Raw genomic sequence first — 21,727 nt, forward strand, 5'->3', positions numbered from 1 at the left:
CCTGCGCTCTGTGAGACATCCGCGCGCAGCCCGCGCGGCGTCGCATCCCGGTTTTGCGAGCCGCCCGCACCCGGGGGTCGGGGACGAGCGGAACTGCGAGCTCGCTCATTCCGCCTCCTTGATCCACTCGATGACTTCGTCCGGCCGATAACCGTGGCGTTCCGCCTCAGCGAGCAACTCCCGGAGCCTCTGCTGCAGCCCGGCTTTCGGATCCGGACGGCGCAGGACGGTGACTCCGCGTCCCCGGCGGAACTCCAACAAGCCCTCCGCCCGCAGCTCCCGCAGCGCCCGGAGCACGGTGTTCGCGTTGATCTCCAGCGCAACCGCGAGGTCCCGCGCAGGCGGCAACCGATCGCCGGGTTCCACTTCGCCCGCGGCGATGGCCCGCCGAATGGCATCGGCGGCCTGCTCGTGCAACGGCCGCTCATCTTGCAGATCCAACGAAAGCAACATAGTGCTAATGACGCTAGCACCATTCACTTCTCAAGTTCCAGCGAATGCGTTCCGAAGGCTGTCGAACTCGCCTGCCAGCCGAGATGGCGGATGGGCACCCGCGGCCAAGCTCGGGGTGTGCGAACCGGCTGGCGCTTCACCGGGGCGCGCACCCGCATGCCCGATCCGCGAGGAAGGGAACCTTCCTGTCACCACCCGACCGACGGCAGAGTGTCTGACGTGAGGAAGGGAACCTTCCTGTCACCCAAGCCCCATGACGCCGTGAGCGATTGATCTGAATTTCCACTCACCAACACGTGCTGCCGAGCCCGATCGGCACGCCGTCCAGGCGATCGAGGAGTGACCCCGCACCCGCTTCAAAACCACCTGACCGGCCGCTACTCGACGCCGATCAGCACCAGTGCGGCGAGGTCGCCGCCGGGGTAGCAGGCGAACTCGACCTCGGGGTGTGCGCGGCGCAGGTGTTCGGCCAGCGCGTCCGACAGGTCCGCCGGGGCGTCGGCGTGGACCAGCGCGGTCACCAGCTCGCCCCCGGTGGTGAGCAGTCGGGTGGCGAGGTCTCGGGCGGCGGCCAGCACGTCGGCGCCGATGAGCACCACCTCGCCGTCGATCAGCCCGAGCACATCGCCGGGTCGGCACCGGCCGACCCAGGTCAGCGCCTCGGCATCGGCGATGCGCAGCTCACCGCGACGGGTCGCGGCGGCCGCCTCGGCCATCGCCACATGATCGTCGGCCCGCCGCCGGCTCGGGTCGTGCACCGCCAGCGCGGCCAGCCCCTGCACCGGAGACGCGGTCCGCACCACGACCACGTCCTGCCCTTCGCCGAGCAACCCGACCTCTTCCACGACCGCCGCCGTGGCGGCATCGTTGGGCAGCACCACCACATGTGCGGCGCCGGTCGATTCGAAGGCCGCACGCAGCTCGTCCGCCGTCAACTCCGCGCCGACGACCAGCACATCGGCTCCCTCGGCGGCGAACAGCTCCCCCAGCGCATCGTCGGGAACGCAGGCGAGCACCGCGACATCCCGCGCGAAAGCGGCCTGCTGGTCGGCGAACCTGGTGACCTTGATCTTGTGCACCCGCCCGGTCTCGATGCCCGACTCGATCGCCGCCCCGATGTCGTCGCAGTGCACGTGCACCGCCCACGAGGCGACGCCGTCGCCGACCACGGACACGCAGTCGCCGAGTCCGCACAGCACGTCCCGCAACGCCGACGCGCGATCTTGATCCGTGTCGGCGAGCAGGTACATGACCTCGTACTCGTACTGCGACTCGTGCTCCAACACCGCCGCCTCGCCCAGCACCGGCGCCTTCGGTGCGAGCCGCTCGCCGTCGCGCACCACGGCGTGCAGGGCATCGAGCACGACCACCAGGCCGCGCCCACCAGCGTCGACGACTCCGGCGTCGGCGAGCACCGGAAGCTGGGTCGGCGTCGCGGCGAGCGCCCGGACGGCGGCTCGCGTCGCGCTGTGCACGACCACATCGAGCTGATCCGAACCCGCCGCCGCACAAGAAGCGGCGTGCAGCACCGAGAGAACCGTGCCCTCAACGGGTTCGGCAACGGCCTGCCTGGCCAGCTCATCAGCACGGACCAGCGCCGCGCGAAGTGCGCGACCATCCGCCTCCGGAATGTCGCGCAACTGCTCGGCGACGCCGCGCAAGGCCTGCGACAACAGCACCCCGGAGTTCCCGCACGCCCCGCCGAGCGCGCCCTTGGACAGCGCGGCGAGCACCCCGCCGAGGGTGTCCGGCTCGGTCGCATCGAGCGTTTCGACCGCCGCGCGCATCGTGTGCAGCAGGTTGGTGCCGGTATCGCCGTCGGCGACCGGGTAGACGTTGATCCGGTCGATGGCATCTCGCTCGGCGACCAGCGCGGCCAAGGCCAGGTCCGCCCACCGGCGGGCAGCCGCCGCGTTCAGCGTCCGCAACACCCGGGACCTCCCACGCAGTCACCTACGATCGGATTGTCCGAGACTAGTCGCTGGGCACCTCGGGGCTCGGCCCCACCACCGAAGGCGCCGTCGGCGGTGGGCTACACTGATCCGGTCCCAGGGTGGCGATGACCCCGGGCAACCGGGTTATCCGGCTCAGGCCGCCGTCTTCGGCGGTGGACAGCAAGCTCTCACGCGAGTGCCCTCACTCGGGTCGCGCGCTTGCGTGACTCTCATCGCTGTAACCGTCAAGCAAAGTAAGGGGTGTCTGACGTGGCTGCCGTCTGCGACGTCTGCGGTAAGGGACCAGGCTTCGGCAACTCGGTCTCGCACTCCCACCGGAAGACCAGGCGCCGGTGGAACCCGAACATTCAGACCGTGCACGCCAAGATCGGTCTTTCGCAGCGCAAGCGCATGAACGTGTGCACCTCGTGCTTGAAGGCGGGGAAGGTCACCCGCGGCTGACGCGACTGCGCGCAACGAAACCCCGAGGCCAACCACCTCGGGGTTTTTGCGTGCCCAGCAGCCCTGCCGTCGAACTCGTCCCGCTCGTGAGTTGCCCCGCTAGGACGCGTGGTTGCGCCACTGCGGACCGACCCGCTCCCATTCGGCGGCCCAGGCGGCGAGTCGGCGTCGGGCGACCCACAGCCGGGCGCCGGTCAGGCCCACGACCGTGACCAGCACGGCCCCGATCAGCACGCCCGCACCGGCGAGTCCGGCGGCCTGCGTGGCCTCGCCGCGGGTCAGCGGCGGAGCGGTCAGCTGGCCCTGCTGGTCCAGCCACACCGGGACGGTGTTGGTGGCCGGGGCGCGCGGCGGCAGGTTGACGACCGCGAAGTGCTCGTCCGGCGGCTGGCCCCAGCGCACCGCGACCGTCCGGTGCGTCGTGCTCGCGCTGTCGACCTCGGCGAGGACGGTCGCCACGACCTGGTGCTTACCGGCCTGCTCCCGGTCCACCTCGATGAGCCGACCGCGCAGTTCCGCCTGTGCCGTCGAAATGGCCAGCGCCACGGCGATCACGGCGATCAGCACGACGGCCAGCAGCGCGATCAGTTCGAAATAGTCGGTGCGCCGCCGCAGCGGATTCGCGCCCGGAAATATCCTGCGGGCCAGTCGCCGCAGGTCGCTGCTGTTCCGGCGGGCTGGCATGACGAGCCTTCTTCCGCCCCGAGCGCATCTTCCGGCAAGGGCCAATGTACGACCGGGCGGGACCGAAATCCATACACCGCGACCAGGCAAAACGCCGATCAGGGCAGCTTCCAGTCGATGGACTCGACGCCCTTGCGCGCCAGGATGTCGTTGACCCGGCTGAACGGGCGGGAACCGAAGAAGCCGCGGTCCGCCGACATCGGGCTGGGATGCGGCGATTCGACGCATTCCACACCGGGCATCAGCGGGCGCAGGTCACGGGCGTCGCGCCCCCACAAGATCGCCACCAGCGGCTCGTCGCGGGCGGCCAGCGCGCGGATGGCCTGCGCGGTGACTTCCTCCCAACCCTTGCCGCGGTGCGAGCCGGGCTTGCCGGGCCGGACCGTCAACGACCGGTTGAGCAGCAGCACGCCGCGCTCGGTCCACGGCGTGAGGTCACCGCTGGTCGGCTTCGGGTGGCCGAGGTCCTCGGCGTACTCCTGGAAGATGTTGACCAGGCTGCGCGGTGGCGCGACGCCGGGCGCCACGGAGAAGCTCAGCCCGACCGGATGTCCGGGCGTCGGGTACGGGTCCTGGCCGACGATCAGCACCCGCACGTCGTGGAACGGCTGCTCGAAGGCGCGCAGGACGTACTTCGGATCCGGCAGGTAGGTGCGGCCCGCGGCAACCTCGGCACGCAGGAACTCGCCCATCGTCCTGATCTGATCGGCGACCGGTTCCAGGGCCTGCGCCCACCCGGCCTCCACGAGCTCGTGCAACGGACGTGCGGCCATGGCAGCACCTTAAGGGGTGCGCGGATTGGGCTGGCGTGGCGGTGCGGGTAGCGGAACCTCGGACAGCCTCTCGCGCCGGGGCCCCGGCATCATGCATCTCCCCCGGCAGGCCGTCGAGATCAACCTCCGACCGCCCCGACATCCAACCAGCAGTGCGTCAACGTGTCGCAACTCACACTCGTTCGAGGTAACATCGCGGGCGATATGGCGCAGCCCGTATCCGGGCACCGCACGAAAGCCTCATTTCCGCCCGTCATCCAGCTAATTCGACTGTCAAATGAGTGACCCCAGGAGGCAACGGACAGACCGCTCGACCAGTGACCTTTTGCATAAAGGAAATAACATCGGAATGCACAATCCAGGCCTTTTGGTGGCCTCCCACTGGTCGCTCGGCTAGGTTCTGCGGGGTTCCGAATCACCACGGCCGTGGATGGCATGACCCGGAGGTGGGCCACAAACTCATGACTTCGCAGGAAACAGCCGAAACACCCGCTGAGCAGCGAGCTCTGCTGCGCCGCGCGGTCGGCGCGGCGGCAATCGGTAACTGCACGGAGTGGTACGACTTCGGCGTATATGCCTATGTGGCCGCATATGTCGGCCACCAGTTCTTCCCCGGTCCATGGGAGACGGTCTCGGCCTTCGGCGTCTTCGCCATCTCCTTCCTGTTCCGCCCACTGGGCAGCCTCTTCTTCGGTCCGCTGGGCGACCGAATCGGCAGGCAGAAGGTGCTGGCGGTGACGATCCTGCTGATGTCGGGGTCGACGTTCGTCATCGGGCTGCTGCCCACCTACAGCGCAATCGGCCTCTTCGCGCCGATGCTGTTGCTGCTGTGCCGACTGCTGCAGGGCTTCTCCACCGGCGGCGAATACGGCGGCGCGGCCACCTACATCGCCGAGTTCGCGCCCGACCGCCGACGCGGCTTCTGGGGCAGCTGGTTGGAATTCGGCACCCTGGTCGGATTCGGATTCGGCGCGCTGGTGCCGACCATCCTGATCCTCAATCTGGACAGCGCCTCGATGGAAACCTGGGGCTGGCGCATTCCGTTCCTGATCGCCGGTCCGCTCGGCGCAGTCGGGCTTTACCTGCGGAGCAAGCTGGAAGACACCCCGGCGTTCAAGAACCTGGAAGCGACCCACCAGGTGGCCAAGTCGCCGCTGAGGGACCTGATCAGCCAATGGTGGCGGCAGCTGCTGATCCTGATGGGCATCGTGGTGCTGATCAACGTCGCCAACTACACCATCCTGACCTACATGGAGACGTACCTGAAGGACACGCTCCACGTGCCGGACGGCCAGGAGTACCAGGTGCTGATCCCGCTGCTGCTCACCGTGGTGTTCATGCTGGTGATCATCACCCCGGTGGGTGCGTTGTCGGACCGGGTCGGCCGCAAGCCGCTGTTCCTGTCCGCGGCGATCTGCTTCATCGTGCTGCCGATCCCGGCGTTCCTGCTGATCTCGCAGGGCACCGTGTTGACCACGGTGTTCGGCCTGGCGCTGCTGTCGATCGGGCACGTGCAGCTGATCGGACCGCTGGCGGCGACGCTACCGGCGATGTTCCCGACCAAGGTCCGCTACGCGGCCTTCTGCATCGGCTACAACATCTCGACGGCGGCCTTCGGCGGAACCGCTCCGCTGGTCAACGACGCGGTGGTCAAGTCGACCGGGAACGACTTCTTCCCGGCGTTCTACCTGATGGCAGCCGCTCTGGTGGCCCTCGGGCCGATCCTGCTGATGAAGGAGACGGCGAAGAAACCGCTGATGCAGGACGCCCCGTCCACCACAGCGACAACTCCGGCGACTTGAGTACCGGCCGAAACGCGAAGAGCCCCGATGTGCTGCGGCGCATCGGGGTTCTTCACGTCAGCGCCAGTGCTGCCAGCCCGAGGATCCCTCGTACTCGCCGCCGTCGACCGTGACACCGGAGCCTTCGGCGACCACGCCGATGGCGTGCCAGCCCTCCGGGAGCGGGCGGCCGGGCGGGAACGTCGCGGCGAGCGCCTGGTCCTCACCGCCGGTGAGCACCCAGTGCCGGGCGTCGGCGCCCAGCGCGGAGGCCACCTCGGTCAGCCGCTGCGGCACCGCCACCTGCTCGGTGTTGATGTCGATGGCCACCTGCGAAGCGGTGGCGATGTGCCCGAGATCGGCCAGCAGCCCGTCCGAGGTGTCCACCATGGACGTCGCCCCGGCGACCGCCGCCTGCGGCCCGGCCGCGTACGGCGGCTCCGGGACGCGATGCGCGCCGACCACCGCGACCGGGGAGCGGAAACCCCGCCCCAGCACGGCCAACCCGGCCGCCGACCAACCGAGCCGACCGGCCACCGCGACGACGTCACCGGGGCGCGCGCCGGCGCGGGTCACCGGGGCCCGGCCCTGCAGGTCGCCAAGCGCTGTGATGGAGATCGTCAGTGTGGTGGCTGACACCATGTCGCCACCGATGATGCCGATGCCGACCAGCTGTGCTTCTTCCCACATGCCCGCGACGAGCTCGTCGACCACATTCGTGGGCAGTTCCGGCGAGCACCCCAACCCGACCAGCAGACCGGTGGGGACCGCGCCCATCGCGGCGATGTCGGAGAGGTTCACCGCCACCGCTTTGCGGCCCACCTGATGCGGCGTCGACCAGTCGAAACGGAAGTGCACCTGTTCCACCAGCACATCGGTGGTGGCCACGACCCGGCCGTCCGGCGCCGCCAGGACCGCGGCGTCGTCGCCGGGCCCCAATAACGTGCCTGGTGACTGTGCGCGCCCGGCCGTTACTCGATCGATGAGACCGAACTCACCCAACTGGGAAACGGTCTGTGCGTCCTGCGACGAATCAGGACCCAACTGGGACCTTCCTTCCTTGAGCATCCGCTCGGTCAGATGGGGTAGCTTTCTGCCAGTTTCCTACCCCGAGCACATCGGCAAGACGATAGGGGCACGCCGTGGTTCAGGCATACATCCTCATCCAGACCGAAGTCGGCAAGGCGGCGGCGGTAGCCGCCGAGATCGCCGGTTCGCCGGGCGTCCTCAGCGCGGAGGACGTCACCGGTCCGTATGACGTGATCGTGCGCGCGGAGGCCGAGAATGTCGACCAGCTCGGCAAGATGGTCGTCGCGAGGATCCAGAACGTAGAAGGCATCACCCGGACCCTCACCTGCCCCGTGGTGCACCTCTGATTCGAAGTTTCCGGGGTGCGGGACCTGATGGGCTGTGGTTGTTCGCAAGGGTGTCGACGCTGTCGGCGTCGAAACGCGCACGGCCGCTGATGCCCTTCACCCCGACGTGCGCGGCCCGCTTCCAACAGCCAGCGGCAGCCGTGCTGTAGTGGACGACGTGGCTCACCAATCAGCGCCCGGAGTGCCCCGACCGGTGTTGATCGTGGCGATCGCACTCGGTGCACTGCTCGCCCTGGCGGTCGCCGGGATCGGCGCCTACAGCTGGTATGGCGAACACCAGGCGCAGCGGGCCGAGGACGCCCGGCGGACCGGACCGCTGGCGCTCGCGCCGGTCCCGGCGCCGAAGGCGACCGCGCCGGAGTGCGCGACGCTGCTCGCGGCACTGCCCAACGAGCTGGTCGTGGACGGCGAGCACGTTCCGCGCCGAGCACTGGCGCAGCCCGCACCGGCGTCGTCCGTCGCGTGGGGAGATGCGGAGCACGACCCGGTGACGGTGCGCTGCGGTATCGACGCGCCAGCGGAACTGACGCCGACGGCGCCGCTGGTGGACGTCTCCGGGGTCAGCTGGCTGGAGATCAACCAGGGCGGCGACACCTCGTGGCTGGCCGTCGACCGCCCGGTCTACGTCGCCCTGAGCGCTGCCCAGGACACCGGCACCGGCCCGCTCCAAGACCTCTCCGCGATCCTCCGCAACACCCTGCCGAAGCAACCGGTCTTCCCCTGACCGGCTCGGCGTTTCGGGCCCGGCGGGTCAGCGCAGGCCGGTGCCCCTGGTGATGGCCGTGTCGACCAGAGTGCTCAGCAGGGTCGGGTAGTCGATGCCGGTGTGCGCCCACATCCGCGGGTACAGCGAGATCGCGGTGAAGCCCGGCATCGTGTTGACCTCGTTGACGATCAGCTCGCCGTCCTCGGCGAGGAAGAAGTCGACCCGCGCCAATCCCTGGCACTCCAGCGCCTCGAAGGCGCGCACCGCGGTGGCGCGCAGCTGCTCGATCGCGTCGTCACCGATCTTCGCCGGGATGTCGAACTCGGTGACGTCGTCGAGGTACTTGGACTCGTAGTCGTACCAGTCGGACTCACCGGTCACCCGCAGCTCGGCGGGCTGCGATGCCTCGACCCGGCCGTCCGGGAACTCCAGCACACCGCACTCGATCTCGCGGCCGACCACCGCCGACTCGATGATCACCTTCGGGTCGGTGCGCCGCGCCTCGGCGATCGCGCCGTCCAGCTGGGCCCAGTCGGTGACCTTCGTGATGCCAAGCGACGACCCGGCCCGCGCGGGCTTGACGAACACCGGCAGCCCGAGCCGGTCGCGCTGGAGATCGTCCAGTGTGGACTGATTGCGGCGCAGCACCTCGTAGCGACCAACCGCCAGGCCCGCCGCGGCGAGCAGCTTCTTGGTGTACTCCTTGTCCATCGACACGGCGCTGGACAGCACGCCCGGCCCGACGTAGGGCACGTCGGCCATCTCCAGCAACCCCTGGATGGTGCCGTCCTCGCCGAAGGCCCCGTGCAGCACCGGGAACACCACGTCAACCGACGACAGCACCTCGCCACCCCGCCCCGGCTCCAGCAGCACCAGTTCGCGGCGGGTGGGGTCGCCGGGCAGCGCGATGGCGGTGCCGGCCACCACCTCGGGCGCCTTGCGGTCCCGGATCTCCAGCTGCTTCGGGTCGTCGGTGCCGAGCACCCACGCGCCTTCGCGGGTGATGCCGACCGGCACGATCTCGAAGCGGTCCCGGTCCAGGTGCGATAGCACGCTACCGGCGGACACGCAGGAAATGCCGTGTTCGGTGCTGCGCCCGCCGAAGACGACCGCCACCCGGATCTTGCGCTGTGTCATGCGCCGGACCATACCCGGCGTGCCAACCGACCGTGTCACAAAGGCCGCCTCGACGGCGCGGGTCGACGGAACTCAAAGCCCATCCTCGACCTCGTTCCGCGATCCCGTTCCGCGCGCCGCCGGAGGTCGCGGATTTGGCGATTTCGCGCGAAATCGCCCGCAGGAGCCGAGTCCCGCGGCGGCGCCGGTTGGGCGCTGGCGCCACTTCGAAGCGAGAGATGGTTCACCTCCCGCCGCACAACCTGGCCAAGACCGGCAGCGCCCGCTCCAGTTCGCCGCGCGTGCACGCGGCGTAGCCGAGCGCGAGCCCGAACCACTGCTGCGGACCGCAGTGGTGTCGCCGCAGTCCGTCCAGCACCAGTCCGTGCTGCTCGGCCAGCGCCACCACCCGCTGCTCGGTTTCGGCGTCCGGCAGCGGCAGCACCACGTGCGCCCCGGCGCGGTCGCCGAACACCTCGACGCCCTCGGCGGCGAGCCCGTCCACCACGACGGCGCGCCGCTGGGAGAGTTCGCGCCGCAACCGCCGCAGGTGCCGCCCAAGGTCGCCGTGCCGGGCGAGCTCCACCAGCACCCGTTGACCGGCGGGCGCCGGGCCGGTGCCGGTGCGATCCCGCTGCTCCAGCACGGCGGCGGCGACCGCATCGGGAGCCAGCATCCAGCCCACCCCCAGGGTCGGGGTGAGGATCTTGCTGGTCGTGCCGAGGTGCACGACGACGTCCGGGGCCATCGACGCGAGCACCGGCAGCGGCGCCACGTCGTAGCGCAGCTCCCCGTCGTAGTCGTCCTCGACGATCAGCCAGTTCTCGGCGCGCGCCCGCTCCACCAGGGCGATCCGGCGTTCCGCGGGCAGCCGCCCGCCGATCGGGTACTGGTGGGCGGGCGAGCAGTAGACGGCCTGCACCCCGCGCGGGATGGCGTCGACCACGATGCCCGCGTGATCGACCGGTGCCGGTACCACGCGCACGCCTGTCGAGCGCAGCGCACCGACCGCGCGCTGGTAGCCGGGTTCCTCCACCGCGACGCGCGCACCGCGCGCCAGCACCGCCGACGACAGCTCCACGACGGCCGAGGTGGTGCCGCCGGTCGCCAGCACGTTGTCGACGGTCAGGCCGCCGACGACCAGGCCGCGGTGCCGCAGCAAGTGCTCGACGACGGCTTCGCGGTACTCGATCAGACCCGCGCGGTGCGGCTGCCAGTCCGGCTCCGTGTCGGCGGCCGCGCGCCAGGCGCGGCGCCACGCCGCCCGGTCGACGCCTTCCGCCCACGGCACACCGGGTGTCAACACCACCATCGGTTCGTCCGGCGCCCGCTCGCCGCGCTTGGCACCGACGGTCGTGCTGGACCGCGAGCCCGGTGGGCTGGTGGTGACGTAGGTTCCCGAGCCGTGCCGACCCGCGATCCAGCCCTCGGCGTGCAGCTGTTCGTAGGCCGCAGCGGTGACCGTGCGGCTCACCACCAGGTGGCGGGCGAGCGCACGCGTGGACGGCAGCCGGTCACCGCCGCGCAACTGGCCGATCGTCGCCGCGTGGCGCAAGGCGTCGGCGAGTTGCACGGCCAGCGGACGCGGATCGTCGCGGTGCAGCTCGATGGCGAGCTCCAGCAGTGGTGAGCTGGCCGCGGGCACGGAATGTGGCATTTCGAAATTCTCCCCGATTGGCACTTCGATAATGCCACTTGTTGGAAGATCCTGTTCGACGTGACCCGACAGCTCTCCACCACCGACCGGACCACCATCCGCCGCGGCAGCGCGAAGGCGCGCACCGAGCGCAGCGACCTGTACGCGACCCTGGACGCGGGGCTGATCTGCCACCTCGGGCTGCTCGTCGACGGCTCGCCCAGGGTGCTGCCCACCGGCTACGGCCGAAGCGGCGACACGCTCTACGTCCACGGTTCGACCGGTGCGCGGAGTCTGCGCGAGGCCGCCGAAAGCGTCGAGGTCTGCGTCACGGTGACCCACCTCGACGGCATCGTCTACGCGCGCTCGCTGTTCCACCACTCGGCGAACTTCCGCTCCGCCATGATCCACGGGCGGGCGCGGGACGTCGTCGACGCCGACGAGAAGTGGCTGGCGTTGCGGGTGATCACCGATCAACTCGCCCCCGGCTCGTGGCAGCACTCGCGGCAGCCGAACAAGCGGGAGCTGGCCGCCACCGCGGTCATCGCCGTGGACCTCGCCGAGGCCGCGGTGAAGATCCGCACAGGCGGCCCGCAGGACGACGTCGAGGACGTCGCGGCGGGCACGGCTTGGGCGGGCGTGCTCCCGCTGCGAACGCGGTGGGGTGCGCCGGAACCCGCGGCGGACCTGTCGGCGGAGTTCGAAGTTCCGCCGCACGTCAGCGAGCGGAAGTACCCGGCTTGACCGTCATCGAGTCGGCAGAGCTCGCTCATCCGGTGTGGCGAACAGCGGCCCGCACCGACCGATTTCCGCGCATCGGAGGCGGGAATGATCGCGTCGGAAATGGCAATGTTGCCGTTGTTGCCGGATGCGTGATCTCGGCGCCGCACTTCGCGAAACGCACTCCGGAGGCATGAATGCTGGTCCACCCCTGGGATTCGGCGCTCGACGATCAGGAATGGCAGCAGTGGCTGACCGATGGGCACGACTTCGGCCAGCTCGTCGCCGTGGATCCGGACCGCCGCCCGATCGTGCAGCCGGTGCACTTCGTGTTCGACGACGACCGCGTCCTGCTGCACCTGGCGCGGCCCAACCCGATCTGGCGCGCGCTGGAGCACGATCCGCGCTGCCTGCTGTCGATTGTGGACGACTACGCCTTCATCCCCGGCCCGTGGCGGACCGAGGCCGATGCCCCGCCCACCTCTGGCGTGCCGACGAGCCACTACGCGAGCGTGCAGCTCTCGGGCACCGCGGAGCTGGTGGACGACCCGGATGCCAAGGCCGCTTTGCTGCAACGCCAGATCGAGCACTTCCAACCCGCAGGCGGGACGGCCGAGGTCACCGCGCACGACGGCCCGTTCCACCGGCTGCTGGCGGGCATTCGCGGCGTGATCGTGCACGTCGAATCGGCGACGGCGAAGTTCAAGTACGGCGACAACAAGCCCCCCGCCCTGCAGGAGTCCGTCGCCAACGAACTGATCAAAAGGGACGGTCCCCGCGACCAAGCCACCGCAACCCAACAACTCCGCCGCCTGCACCGCAGAACAAGCTGAGTGAAGGGCACCTTTGACCGGCTTACTAGGTCAAAGGTGCCCTTCACTCCTAACCGATCCGGTGATTGGGTCGTGGGTGTAGCGGGTCATCGGGGGTCGGGTTGGGCGGTAGACGTGGATGCTGACCGCCGGGTCGGAGGCGTTGTTGTGGACCTGGTGGACGTAGTTGGGGCCGAAGACCCTGGACTGCCCGGCGACCAGGGGATGCAGCACCTCGGTGGACGCGCGGTGGATGACGCGCTCGGTCAAGGTCCCGGCGATCACGGTGAAGGCGCCGGTGGCGCCGCCGTGGTCGTGCAGGTCGGTGTGCTGGCCCGGCAGCCAGCTCAGCAACCACGCCTCGTAGCTCTCGGTGCGCGCGAGCAGACCCACCCAGCGCTCATCCGGGTCGTAGCGCAGCAGGTGCGTCCACGAGCCGCGGTCGGCGGCGAGTTCACGGGCGATGCGGACCGGGTGCGCGATGCTGAGATCGGCAGATGCGGCAACGGTATTCGGTGGAACGGCGAACACGGGAGATGTCCTTCGTGATCGTGACGAGCCGGGGCACGCGGAAACACACCGCGGCTAACCGGAACTTGCGGGAATCGATCAACACGAAGAACACAGACAGAGCGCGCTTGCGACGCGGCGCAGGTCGATGTGACCCCGTCGATCAGTCATAGCGCGCAACAACACGACGGAGACTGAACCAGCCAACCCGGCCCACGTCAACCCGAGCCGCGACATCTCACACCACAGTGCGATTTCGCCTGGTCATCCCAGGGCCTGGAGGACGTCGGCGACGAGGTCGGCCGAGTCCTCGCAGCCCGCGGAGAAGCGGACGAAACCGTCCGGGACCGGGTCCCCCCACTGGGCCCGGCGGTCGACGGTGCTGTGCAGACCGCCGAAGCTGGTGGCCGCGACGACCAAGCGGCTGCGCCGGACGAATTCCTCGACGGCCGCGGCATCGGCCAGCTCGAACCGGAACACCCCACCCCAGCGGCGCATCTGGCGCCGTGCGAGATCGTGCGACGGATCGCCCGGGGCGCCGGGCCAACGCAGCCCGGAAACCGCCGGGTGATCGCGCAGCGCTTCGACGAGCGCGGCGGCGTTCTCGGCCTGCCGCGCCAGGCGCAGGTCGAGCGTGCCCATGCTGCGGTGCACCAGCCAGGTCTCGAACGGGCCGGGGATCGAGCCGGACAGGGTCCGGGCCCGCACCAACCGCTGCGCCAACTCCGCGTCGCGGACCGACACGTGCCCGAGCAGCAGATCGCTGTGCCCGGACAACGCCTTGGTGTCGCTGGCGACCACGATGTCCGCGCCCAGTTCCAGCGGGCGCTGCCCGAGCGGTGTCGCCGTGGTGTTGTCCACCGCGAGCAGCGCACCCGCCGCGTGCGCGCGTTCGGCGAGCTCGGCGATGTCGCACACGTCGAGACCGGGGTTCGACGGGGTTTCCAGCAGCACCAGGCGAACCCCGGCGAAAACGTCGTCGTGCCACGGACCGGGCGTGGCGATCTCCCGGACGTCCAGCTTCAGCTCGGTCAGCTCGTCGTGCACCAGTTGGCGCGTCGCGTAGTAGCCGTCGCTGGGCAGGATCAGGGCGTCACCGGTGCGCAGCACCGCGCGCAGCAGGGTGCTGATCGCGGCCATGCCCGACGGCAGCAGGACGCAGTGCCCGCCGTCGAGGTCGCCGATCGCCGACTCCAGCGCGCGCCAGGTGGGATTGCCCGCCCGCCCGTAGAAGTCGCCGCCCTGGAAGTCCTCGCCCAGGTGGAACGGCGCCGCGAACACCGGGCCGGGCAACAGCGGTGTCCCGCTGGCCGGTTCCGGGTGTCCGCCGCGCACGCACCGCGTGCCGTCGCCAAGATCCGATGTGGTCACGACTCTCCTACTCGATCGGATGCGCTCACCCGAGCTCATTCCGGCTTGCGTTCGCGCCCCAGCAGTTCGGCGGCCGCCGGTGCGGGTGCGAGTCCTTCGTGGCAGACCCGGTGCACCACATCCGTGATCGGCATCTCCACGCCGTGCCGCGCGGCCAGCTGCCGGATCGACGAGCACGACTTGACGCCCTCGGAAACCTGCCCGTGCGCGGCGGCTTGCGCCTGCGCCAGGGTTTCGCCGCGGCCCAGCCGTTCGCCGAAAGTCCGGTTGCGCGACAGCGGCGACATCGCCGTGGCGACCAGATCGCCCAGCCCGGCCAGCCCGGCGAAGGTCATCGGATCGGCGCCCAGCGCGACGCCCAGCCGCGTCGTCTCGGCCAGCCCCCGGGTGATCAACGAGGACATCGTGTTGTGCCCGAAGCCCAGACCGGCGGCCATTCCGCACGCCAACGCGATCACGTTCTTGCACGCACCGGCGATCTCGATGCCGACCAGGTCGGTGTTGGTGTAGGGCCGGAAGTACGGCGTCGAGCAAGCGTGCTGCAGCGCGACGGCGCGCTCGTGGTCCCGGCACGCCACCACGGTCGCGGTCGGCTGCTCGACGGCGATCTCCTTGGCGAGGTTGGGACCGGAGACGACCGCGACGTGCTCCATCGGCACGTCGGCGACCTCACCGATCACCTCGCTCATCCGCTTCAAGGTGCTCAGCTCCACGCCCTTGGCCAGGCTCACCAACGTCGCCTCGGGCGGCAGCAGCGGCTGCCACCCGGTCAGGTTCTCACGCAGTGTTTGGCTGGGCACCGCGAGCACGACGGCCCCGGCGCCGTGCACCGCCTCGACCGCGTCATCGGTGGCGCATAACGCCGACGGCAGTTGGACGTTCGGCAGATATCCGACGTTGCGGCGGGTTTCGTTGATCGCCGCGGCGATCTCGGCGCGCCGCGCCCACAGGACCACGTCGTTGCCCGCGTCGGCGAGCACCTTCGCGAACGTGGTGCCCCAGGAACCAGCGCCCAGGACCGCGATCCGCTCAGGCCGCGCCATCGGTGTCCCGACCGGGTTTGCGGGCGGAGCTGTAGAACTCGGTCGGCGGTTGTTCGCCGCGGGCCTCGCCGAGCAGTTCCCGCACGCGGGCCATCGCCAGGTGCGATACCTCCCGCAGGGCGTGCGTGTCGTGCTCCATGCCGCGATAGGCCGACAGGTCCAGCGGCTCGCCGAAGGCGATGGTGACCGTCTTGCGCGGGAAGGGCCGGAACCGCTTCTGGTAGTGGTCGTAGATCTGCCGGGTGCCCCACCTGGCGGCCGGGATCACCGGGATGTCGTGGGCCAGCGCCAACCGCGCCACCCCGACCTTCGGCGTCATCGGCCAGCCGTCCGGGTCCTTGGTGATGGTGCCGTCCGGATAGATCACGATGGCCTTGCCGCGCTCCAGCGCGGCGTGCGCGTCCTGCAGGCTCTTCTGCGCGTCCGAGGTGCCGCGGTAGACCGGGATCTGCTCGACCCCGACCAGCACGCTCTTGAGCACCGGCACTTTCCACAACGTGTTCTTCGCCAGGAACCTCGGCACCCGCCCCGCGCGGTGCACCGTGACCGCGTCGAAGATCGGGTCCAGGTGCGAGACGTGGTTGAACACCAGCAGCGCCGGACCTTCGGCCGGGACGTGGTGCAGGCCGGTCACCCGGACGCGGGCCAGCGCCGCGGTCAGCGGGTAGCAGACCGCGCGGGCCAGGCCGAGCCAGAACTTGCCCATGCCCCGCGCCGCTTCGTTGGTCTGCCTCCGCAGGCGCCGGAGGCTCTTCGGTTCCGCCACGATGCAACATCCCTTTCCAGTCGCAAGCGCCAGCCAAGTTACCTGCCGCACCCCACCACACCGTCAACCAGCCGCACCACCGAAGTCCCCGAGCGGTGGGGCGAGGGCGCATTGTGCCAGTACGGGGAAGATGGACCTGTGACCGCCGATAACGATCAGTCCTTGGACCGGTTCCCGAAGCCGGTCTGCACCGCGGTGCACCTCATCGTGCCGATCAAGCCGCTGCACCTGGCGAAATCGCGGCTGGTCGGCACGCGGCCGCCGGCCAAGCACGCCGACCTCGTCGCCGCCATGGCATTGGACACCGTCGGCGCCGCGCGCCGGGCGCCCGGCGTCGCCGACGTCGTCGTGGTGACCTCCGACCCGATGCTCACCGCGGCCTTCGCCGCCGAAGGCGTCGAGGTGCTCGCGGACCTGCCGACCGGTGGGCTCAACGCCGCGTTGCGGCACGGCGGCGCCCAGTTGCGGCAGCGCGGATCGGTGTCGCGGATCGGGGCGCTGCAAGCCGATCTTCCCGCGCTGCGGCCCGCGGAGCTCGGGGCCGCGATCAGCGCCGCCGGGGACGATCGATCGTGCTGCCCGGACCGGCACGGCACCGGCACCACGCTGCTGCTAGCCGAGCCCGGTCGGCCGCTGGATCCCCGGTTCGGTCCCGACTCGGCCGAGGCGCACGCCGAGACCGGAGCGAAAACCCTGCTCGGCCCGTGGGACTCGCTGCGGTGCGACGTGGACACCGAAGCCGATCTCGCCGCCGCGATCACGCTCGGTGTCGGCCCACGCACCACCAGTCGGGTCGGGAGTGCGTGAGCGGTTTCCAACCCGCTCACGCACTGGCAACCATGACGTCGCACACCCGCCAAGTCATCGAGCTACACCCGTCTGATGGGTGACAATGGGGGCTGTGAGCACCGACAGCAGCGATCGGGCGCCGAAGCAGCCCGCCAAGCGAACCTCCAGCGGACGGACCACCGGCCGTACGCCTCGCCCATCGCGCCGCGCCGGAAATCCGGTCGCTGTCGACGCACCGACAGCAGCCGTGAACCCCGACGGCGCCCGGGTGCCATCGGCACCGCCCGCGGTGACCCGCGCGGCAGCCACCACCGACCTGCCCGAGGACCGCTACCTCAACCGCGAACTGTCCTGGCTGGATTTCAACGCGCGGGTGCTGGCGATCGCCGAGGACAAGTCGCAGCCGGTGCTGGAGCGCACCAAGTTCCTCGCGATCTTCGCGTCCAACCTGGACGAGTTCTACATGGTGCGGGTCGCCGGGTTGAAGCGCCGCGAGGAAACCGGCCTTTCGGTGCGCAGCGCCGACGGGCTGACCCCGCACGAGCAGCTGGCCCGGATCTCCGCCCGCAACCAGGACCTGATGGAGAAGCTGAGCCGGGTCTTCCTCGACGAACTGCTGCCCGAACTGGAGGCGCACGGCATCCGGATCCTCAACTGGGCCGAGTTGGAGACCGCCGACCAGGTCAAGCTGAGCCGCTACTTCGAGGACCACATCTTCCCGGTGCTCACCCCGCTGGCGGTCGACCCGGCGCACCCGTTCCCCTACATCTCCGGGCTGTCGCTGAACCTCGCGGTGACCGTCGCCGATCCGGACGCCGGGCTGCGGCGCTTCGCGCGGGTGAAGGTGCCGGACAACGTGCCGCGGTTGATCCGCGTGGAAGCCGACCGGGAGAACGAGCACGCCACGTTCCTGCCGCTGGAAGAGCTCATCGCCGCACACCTGGGAAAGCTGTTCCCCGGCATGCGGGTCGCCGAGCACCACATCTTCCGGGTCACCCGCAACGCCGACCTGGAAGTCGAGGAGGACCGCGACGAAGACCTGCTGCAGGCCATGGAGCGGGAACTCGCGCGACGCCGCTTCGGGCCGCCGGTGCGGCTGGAAGTGACCGACACGATGAGCGAGAACATGCTCGAACTGCTGCTGCGCGAACTGGAGGTGGACCAGCACGACGTGGTGGAGGTCAAGGGCCTGCTGGACCTGTCCTGCCTGTTCCAGCTCGACCGGTTGCACCGCACGGATCTCAAGGAAGCGCCGTTCGTGCCCGCGACGCATCCCGCGTTCGCCGAGGGGCAGACGCCGAAGAGCATCTTCTCCACGCTTCGCGAGGGCGACGTGCTGGTGCACCACCCCTACGACTCGTTCTCCACCTCGGTGCAGCGGTTCATCGAGCAGGCCGCGGCCGATCCACACGTGCTGGCCATCAAGCAAACCCTGTACCGCACTTCCGGTGACTCACCGATCGTCAACGCCCTCATCGACGCGGCCGAGGCGGGCAAGCAGGTGGTGGCGCTGGTGGAGTTGAAGGCGCGGTTCGACGAGCAGGCCAACATCCAGTGGGCGCGGACCCTGGAGCGTTCCGGGGTGCACGTCGTCTACGGCCTGGTCGGGTTGAAGACGCACTGCAAGACCGCGCTGGTGGTGCGCCAGGAAGGCTCGACGATCCGCCGCTACTGCCACCTGGGCACCGGCAACTACAACCCGAAGACCGCCCGGATTTACGAGGATCTGGGCCTGCTGACCGCTTCGCCGGAGATCGGCGCCGACCTCACCGACCTGTTCAACGTGCTGACCGGATATGCCCGGCACGGCCAGTACCGCCGGATCCTGGTGTCCCCGCAGGGCATCCGCAACGGCATCGTGCAGCGCGTGGAGGCCGAGACCGAACGGGCCAGGCAGGGTCTGCCGTGCGGCATCAGGATGAAGGTGAACTCGCTGGTCGACGAGCAGATCATCGACGCCCTCTACCGGGCCTCGGAGGGCGGCGTACCGGTGCAGGTGGTGGTGCGCGGGATCTGCGCGCTCAAGGCGGGGGTGGACGGGCTCAGCGAGAACATCGAGGTCCGCTCGATCCTGGGCCGGTTCCTCGAACATTCCCGGGTGTTCCACTTCGTCGGCATCGACGAGCACTGGATCGGCAGCGCCGACATGATGCACCGCAACCTCGACCGCCGCATCGAAACGCAGGTGCGGGTCACCGACGCCAAGCTCACCGCGCAGCTCGACGCGATGCTCGACTCGACGCTGCACCCGTCGACGCGCTGCTGGGTGCTCAACGCGAAGGGGGATTGGGAGGCGTCCCCGCGCAGCGGGGAGCAGGTTCGCGATCACCAGGTGGAAATGCTGCGCCTGCACGGCGCGAAGGTTCGTTGAGGAAGATGAGCGTGACCGAGAACCAGCCGGTGTCCGGCGAAATCGACGAACGGACCGACGCGGCTGGCGAACCGATCCGGGCGGCTGGGGCCGTGCTGTGGCGCCCGGGTCCGGACGGCACCGAGGTGGCGCTCGTGCACCGGCTCCGCTACGACGACTGGTCGCTGCCCAAGGGCAAACTCGACGCCGGTGAGCTGCCCGCGCACGCCGCCGTCCGCGAGGTCGCCGAGGAGACCGGGTTTTCCTGCGTGCTGTCCCGATTCCTGACCCAGGTGAACTACTCGGTGCCGGAATCCGACGGCCACCGCGCGGCGAAAGTGGTCGACTACTTCACCGCTTCGGTCCGCGAGGGGGCTTTCGCCCCGAACAGCGAAGTGGACGAACTGCGTTGGCTGGGCATCGACCAGGCGCGCGGGTGGCTCAGCTATTCGCAGGACGTGGACGTGCTCGACGCTTTCGATCGGTTGCCGGTCGATTCGGCGACCGTGCTGCTGGTGCGGCACGCGAAAGCGGGCAAACGGTCCGAATGGGCTGGGGATGACGTTTGGCGCCCGCTCAGCGAAGCGGGTCGCCGGCAGCGCGACGCATTGCATTCGCTGTTGCCATTGTTCGGCCCGACCCGGATCTATTCCGCGCCACGGCTGCGCTGCGAACAAACGGTGGCGCCGATTGCCGCCGACCTGGGAATCGAGATTGCCATCGAGCCGCTGTTCTCCGAAGAGCACTACCTGAGCGACCCGGACGCGGCCGTCGACCGGATGCTGCGCGTCGGTGCCGGTACCGGCACCGCGCTGGTGTGCAGCCAGGGCGGCGTCATCCCGGATCTGGTGACCCGGCTGGCGGATTCGGCGGGGCTGCCGCTGGGCGAGGTGGCCAGCCGGAAGAGCAGCGTCTGGACGCTGACGTTCAGCCGGGACCGGTATTCCGGCAACGGCAGCGGTCCGGCACTGCGGCTCGCCGCGGCCGACTACTTGGCGGACCCGCTCGCCTGAGCAGGCGCGGGCCGCTACGCCGCCGACCGGACTTTCCGCGCCCCGGACCGGCCATCCACGGGCGCGACGCGCACCGGAGGTCCGCAGCTGGGGCGGTGTCGGAAGGTTCCGTCAAAACCGCGGCGAGGACACAGCGGCGAGGACACAAGGGACGGATGCGTCGGCGAACCCATCGCCCGACGCCCCGACTCCGACGAATGACAGGCCGCTGCGCGGCCGATTCCTGGCCCTGATCGCGCCGTGTGGGCGTTGCGCACCGCCCACTGGCGCTCTTCATGACCTGCGGAACATCCGGCGGCCACGGCCTTCTCAGAGCCTGTGGCGCTTTGCGCGGATCGACGCGACCGACGCCCCGGCGCAACTACACGGGGAGAGCGACCACCCGAGGATCGACCGGGCGTGGGATCGACGATGCGTGGCTTTTCAGACACTCTCTCGCGTTAGGAACCCCGATACTGCGTCCGGACACCTGAATCGGGGATCCCGCCGGGCGCCCGGCTACGCGAATCGCGCCCGACAACAGGATCTTGTCGCCGTGAGCGGGCGGCTACTACCCCGGGTTCGGGGCTAGTTCGCCGCCCGCTCGGTCCACCAGTGCTCGCTGCCGAGGCGAGCACTCACTTCTTCGTGGACTTGCGCGTGGTCGTCGCCTTCCTGGTTGCCGGACGGGTGGTCTTGGCTGCCGCGGTCTTGGCCGCAGCGGCCTTCGGCGCGGCCTTGGCGGTGGCCGCGCGCTTCGTCGTGGTCGCCTTGGCGGTGGTCGCCGCCTTGGTGGTCCGCTTCGGGGCCGCCTTGGTGGCGGCCGCGGCCTTCGCCGTCGCGCGGCCGGCGGGCTTCGCCGCAGCCGCCCGCGTGGCGGTGGCCTTGGCGCGAGTACCGGCAGCGGCCTTGGTGGCGGTCGCGGTCTTGGTGGTCGCACCACGGGTGGTGGCCGCCTTGGCCGCGGAGACGCGCGGCAGTTTCCGCTGTCCGCCCACAACTTCCTTGAACTGGGTGCCAGCGCGGAAGGCGGGAACGTTGGTCTTCTTGACCTTCACGCTCTCACCGGTGCGCGGGTTGCGGGCGGTGCGTGCGGCACGGGCCCGCTTCTCGAAAACGCCGAAGCCGGTGATGTTGACCTTCTCGCCTTTGTTGACGTTGCGAACGATGATGTCCACAACGCTTTCCACGGCCTGGCTGGCGGTCTTCTTGTCTCCGAGGCGTTCTGCCAGAGCCTCGATGAGTTGGGCCTTGTTCACTTCAGTCCCTCCCAGGACACAACAACGGCCCCGTTGGGCCGACTCAATGTCAACGGTAAAGCCCCGGACAAACAAATGCCATTCGCCACGCCTCATTTTTTCGTTTGGGGCGTGGGGAATCGAGTCCAGGCATGGGGTCCGCTGGGGTCCTGGAGCAACTGTTCAGTTGTCCCTCAGCGGGGGAGTTTTTCCTT

General features: G+C 69.7%; 21 protein-coding genes. 9 read left to right on the forward strand and 12 right to left on the reverse strand.

The features are described 5' to 3' along the window. Nucleotides 1-105: 105 nt before the first annotated feature. Entirely contained in the window at nt 106-441 is a 336-nt protein-coding gene (locus ACTWQN_RS18855; protein WP_443204814.1) for a GntR family transcriptional regulator, read from the reverse strand. 389 nt (nt 442-830) lie between these two features. After that, on the reverse strand, nt 831-2,384 hold the full coding sequence (locus ACTWQN_RS18860; RefSeq protein ID WP_443204815.1) for a DAK2 domain-containing protein: 1,554 nt from the start codon (nt 2,382-2,384) through the stop codon (nt 831-833). A gap of 273 nt (nt 2,385-2,657) precedes the next feature. Between ACTWQN_RS18860 and rpmB the strand changes: the two genes are divergently transcribed. Next, a complete protein-coding gene (gene rpmB / locus ACTWQN_RS18865) occupies nt 2,658-2,849 on the forward strand; it encodes a 50S ribosomal protein L28 (protein ID WP_443204816.1) in 192 nt (63 codons plus the stop codon). Nucleotides 2,850-2,948: 99 nt separating this feature from the next. On the opposite strand, the gene ACTWQN_RS18870 is transcribed toward rpmB, so the two are convergent. Together ACTWQN_RS18870 and ACTWQN_RS18875 are read right to left on the reverse strand one after the other, a co-directional pair. Continuing rightward, entirely contained in the window at nt 2,949-3,533 is a 585-nt protein-coding gene (locus ACTWQN_RS18870) for an Rv1733c family protein (protein ID WP_443204817.1), read from the reverse strand. 98 nt (nt 3,534-3,631) lie between these two features. Beyond that, a complete protein-coding gene (locus tag ACTWQN_RS18875) occupies nt 3,632-4,306 on the reverse strand; it encodes a uracil-DNA glycosylase (protein WP_443204818.1) in 675 nt (224 codons plus the stop codon). A 461-nt stretch (nt 4,307-4,767) separates the two neighbouring features. On the opposite strand from ACTWQN_RS18875, the gene ACTWQN_RS18880 reads away from it, so the two are divergent. Next, nucleotides 4,768-6,108: an MFS transporter gene (locus ACTWQN_RS18880; protein ID WP_443204819.1), complete on the forward strand. Its 1,341-nt coding sequence runs from the start codon at nt 4,768-4,770 to the stop codon at nt 6,106-6,108. Between the two features lie 57 nt (nt 6,109-6,165). Here the strand turns inward: ACTWQN_RS18880 and ACTWQN_RS18885 are convergent, their stop codons facing one another. Beyond that, nucleotides 6,166-7,131, reverse strand: coding sequence for a thiamine-phosphate kinase (locus ACTWQN_RS18885; protein WP_443204820.1), 966 nt, complete (start codon nt 7,129-7,131; stop codon nt 6,166-6,168). 98 nt (nt 7,132-7,229) lie between these two features. Here ACTWQN_RS18885 and ACTWQN_RS18890 point away from each other — a divergent pair, with 98 nt between their 5' ends. Beyond that, nucleotides 7,230-7,463 carry an Lrp/AsnC ligand binding domain-containing protein gene (locus tag ACTWQN_RS18890; protein ID WP_443204821.1) on the forward strand — a complete coding sequence of 78 codons (234 nt, stop codon included), beginning with the start codon at nt 7,230-7,232 and terminating at the stop codon, nt 7,461-7,463. A gap of 202 nt (nt 7,464-7,665) precedes the next feature. Further along, nucleotides 7,666-8,187 carry a DUF3515 domain-containing protein gene (locus ACTWQN_RS18895; protein WP_443204822.1) on the forward strand — a complete coding sequence of 174 codons (522 nt, stop codon included), beginning with the start codon at nt 7,666-7,668 and terminating at the stop codon, nt 8,185-8,187. 27 nt (nt 8,188-8,214) lie between these two features. Here ACTWQN_RS18895 and ACTWQN_RS18900 read toward each other — a convergent pair whose 3' ends face one another. Together ACTWQN_RS18900 and pdxR are read right to left on the reverse strand one after the other, a co-directional pair. Further along, nucleotides 8,215-9,306, reverse strand: a complete 1,092-nt coding sequence (locus ACTWQN_RS18900) for a D-alanine--D-alanine ligase family protein (RefSeq protein ID WP_443204823.1) — start codon at nt 9,304-9,306, stop codon at nt 8,215-8,217. A 223-nt stretch (nt 9,307-9,529) separates the two neighbouring features. After that, entirely contained in the window at nt 9,530-10,942 is a 1,413-nt protein-coding gene (pdxR, locus tag ACTWQN_RS18905) for a MocR-like pyridoxine biosynthesis transcription factor PdxR (protein ID WP_443204824.1), read from the reverse strand. A 60-nt stretch (nt 10,943-11,002) separates the two neighbouring features. Here pdxR and ACTWQN_RS18910 point away from each other — a divergent pair, with 60 nt between their 5' ends. Both ACTWQN_RS18910 and ACTWQN_RS18915 read left to right on the forward strand, forming a co-directional pair. Continuing rightward, the gene (locus ACTWQN_RS18910) at nt 11,003-11,665 is read left to right on the forward strand and encodes a pyridoxamine 5'-phosphate oxidase family protein (protein WP_443204825.1); all 663 of its coding nucleotides are present in this window, start codon (nt 11,003-11,005) and stop codon (nt 11,663-11,665) included. A gap of 173 nt (nt 11,666-11,838) precedes the next feature. Further along, the gene (locus tag ACTWQN_RS18915; RefSeq protein WP_443204826.1) at nt 11,839-12,474 is read left to right on the forward strand and encodes an FMN-binding negative transcriptional regulator; all 636 of its coding nucleotides are present in this window, start codon (nt 11,839-11,841) and stop codon (nt 12,472-12,474) included. Between the two features lie 30 nt (nt 12,475-12,504). On the opposite strand, the gene ACTWQN_RS18920 is transcribed toward ACTWQN_RS18915, so the two are convergent. The 4 genes from ACTWQN_RS18920 to ACTWQN_RS18935 form a co-directional block, all read right to left on the reverse strand. Continuing rightward, a complete protein-coding gene (locus ACTWQN_RS18920; RefSeq protein WP_443204827.1) occupies nt 12,505-12,984 on the reverse strand; it encodes a cysteine dioxygenase in 480 nt (159 codons plus the stop codon). A gap of 243 nt (nt 12,985-13,227) precedes the next feature. Beyond that, on the reverse strand, nt 13,228-14,334 hold the full coding sequence (locus ACTWQN_RS18925) for a cystathionine gamma-lyase (RefSeq protein ID WP_443204828.1): 1,107 nt from the start codon (nt 14,332-14,334) through the stop codon (nt 13,228-13,230). Nucleotides 14,335-14,369: 35 nt separating this feature from the next. Continuing rightward, nucleotides 14,370-15,377 carry an NAD(P)H-dependent glycerol-3-phosphate dehydrogenase gene (locus ACTWQN_RS18930; RefSeq protein ID WP_443204829.1) on the reverse strand — a complete coding sequence of 336 codons (1,008 nt, stop codon included), beginning with the start codon at nt 15,375-15,377 and terminating at the stop codon, nt 14,370-14,372. After that, nucleotides 15,364-16,143 (reverse strand): lysophospholipid acyltransferase family protein, encoded by a 780-nt coding sequence (locus tag ACTWQN_RS18935; protein WP_443204830.1) that lies wholly within the window; start codon nt 16,141-16,143, stop codon nt 15,364-15,366. Before ACTWQN_RS18935 ends, ACTWQN_RS18930 begins: the two co-directional genes overlap by 14 nt. Nucleotides 16,144-16,281: 138 nt before the next feature. Between ACTWQN_RS18935 and cofC the strand changes: the two genes are divergently transcribed. From cofC to ACTWQN_RS18950, 3 genes are all read left to right on the forward strand, one after another. Then, on the forward strand, nt 16,282-16,950 hold the full coding sequence (gene cofC / locus ACTWQN_RS18940; protein ID WP_443204831.1) for a 2-phospho-L-lactate guanylyltransferase: 669 nt from the start codon (nt 16,282-16,284) through the stop codon (nt 16,948-16,950). Between the two features lie 229 nt (nt 16,951-17,179). After that, the gene (locus ACTWQN_RS18945; protein ID WP_443204936.1) at nt 17,180-19,303 is read left to right on the forward strand and encodes an RNA degradosome polyphosphate kinase; all 2,124 of its coding nucleotides are present in this window, start codon (nt 17,180-17,182) and stop codon (nt 19,301-19,303) included. A gap of 5 nt (nt 19,304-19,308) precedes the next feature. After that, the gene (locus tag ACTWQN_RS18950; RefSeq protein ID WP_443204832.1) at nt 19,309-20,295 is read left to right on the forward strand and encodes an NUDIX hydrolase; all 987 of its coding nucleotides are present in this window, start codon (nt 19,309-19,311) and stop codon (nt 20,293-20,295) included. 617 nt (nt 20,296-20,912) lie between these two features. Here ACTWQN_RS18950 and ACTWQN_RS18955 read toward each other — a convergent pair. Then, complete coding sequence (locus ACTWQN_RS18955; protein WP_443204937.1) at nt 20,913-21,533, reverse strand: HU family DNA-binding protein; 621 nt, start codon at nt 21,531-21,533, stop codon at nt 20,913-20,915. Between the last annotated feature and the right edge of the window lie 194 nt (nt 21,534-21,727).

The organism is Saccharopolyspora antiqui (genome assembly GCF_052246905.1).
Lineage (GTDB): Bacteria > Actinomycetota > Actinomycetes > Mycobacteriales > Pseudonocardiaceae > Saccharopolyspora.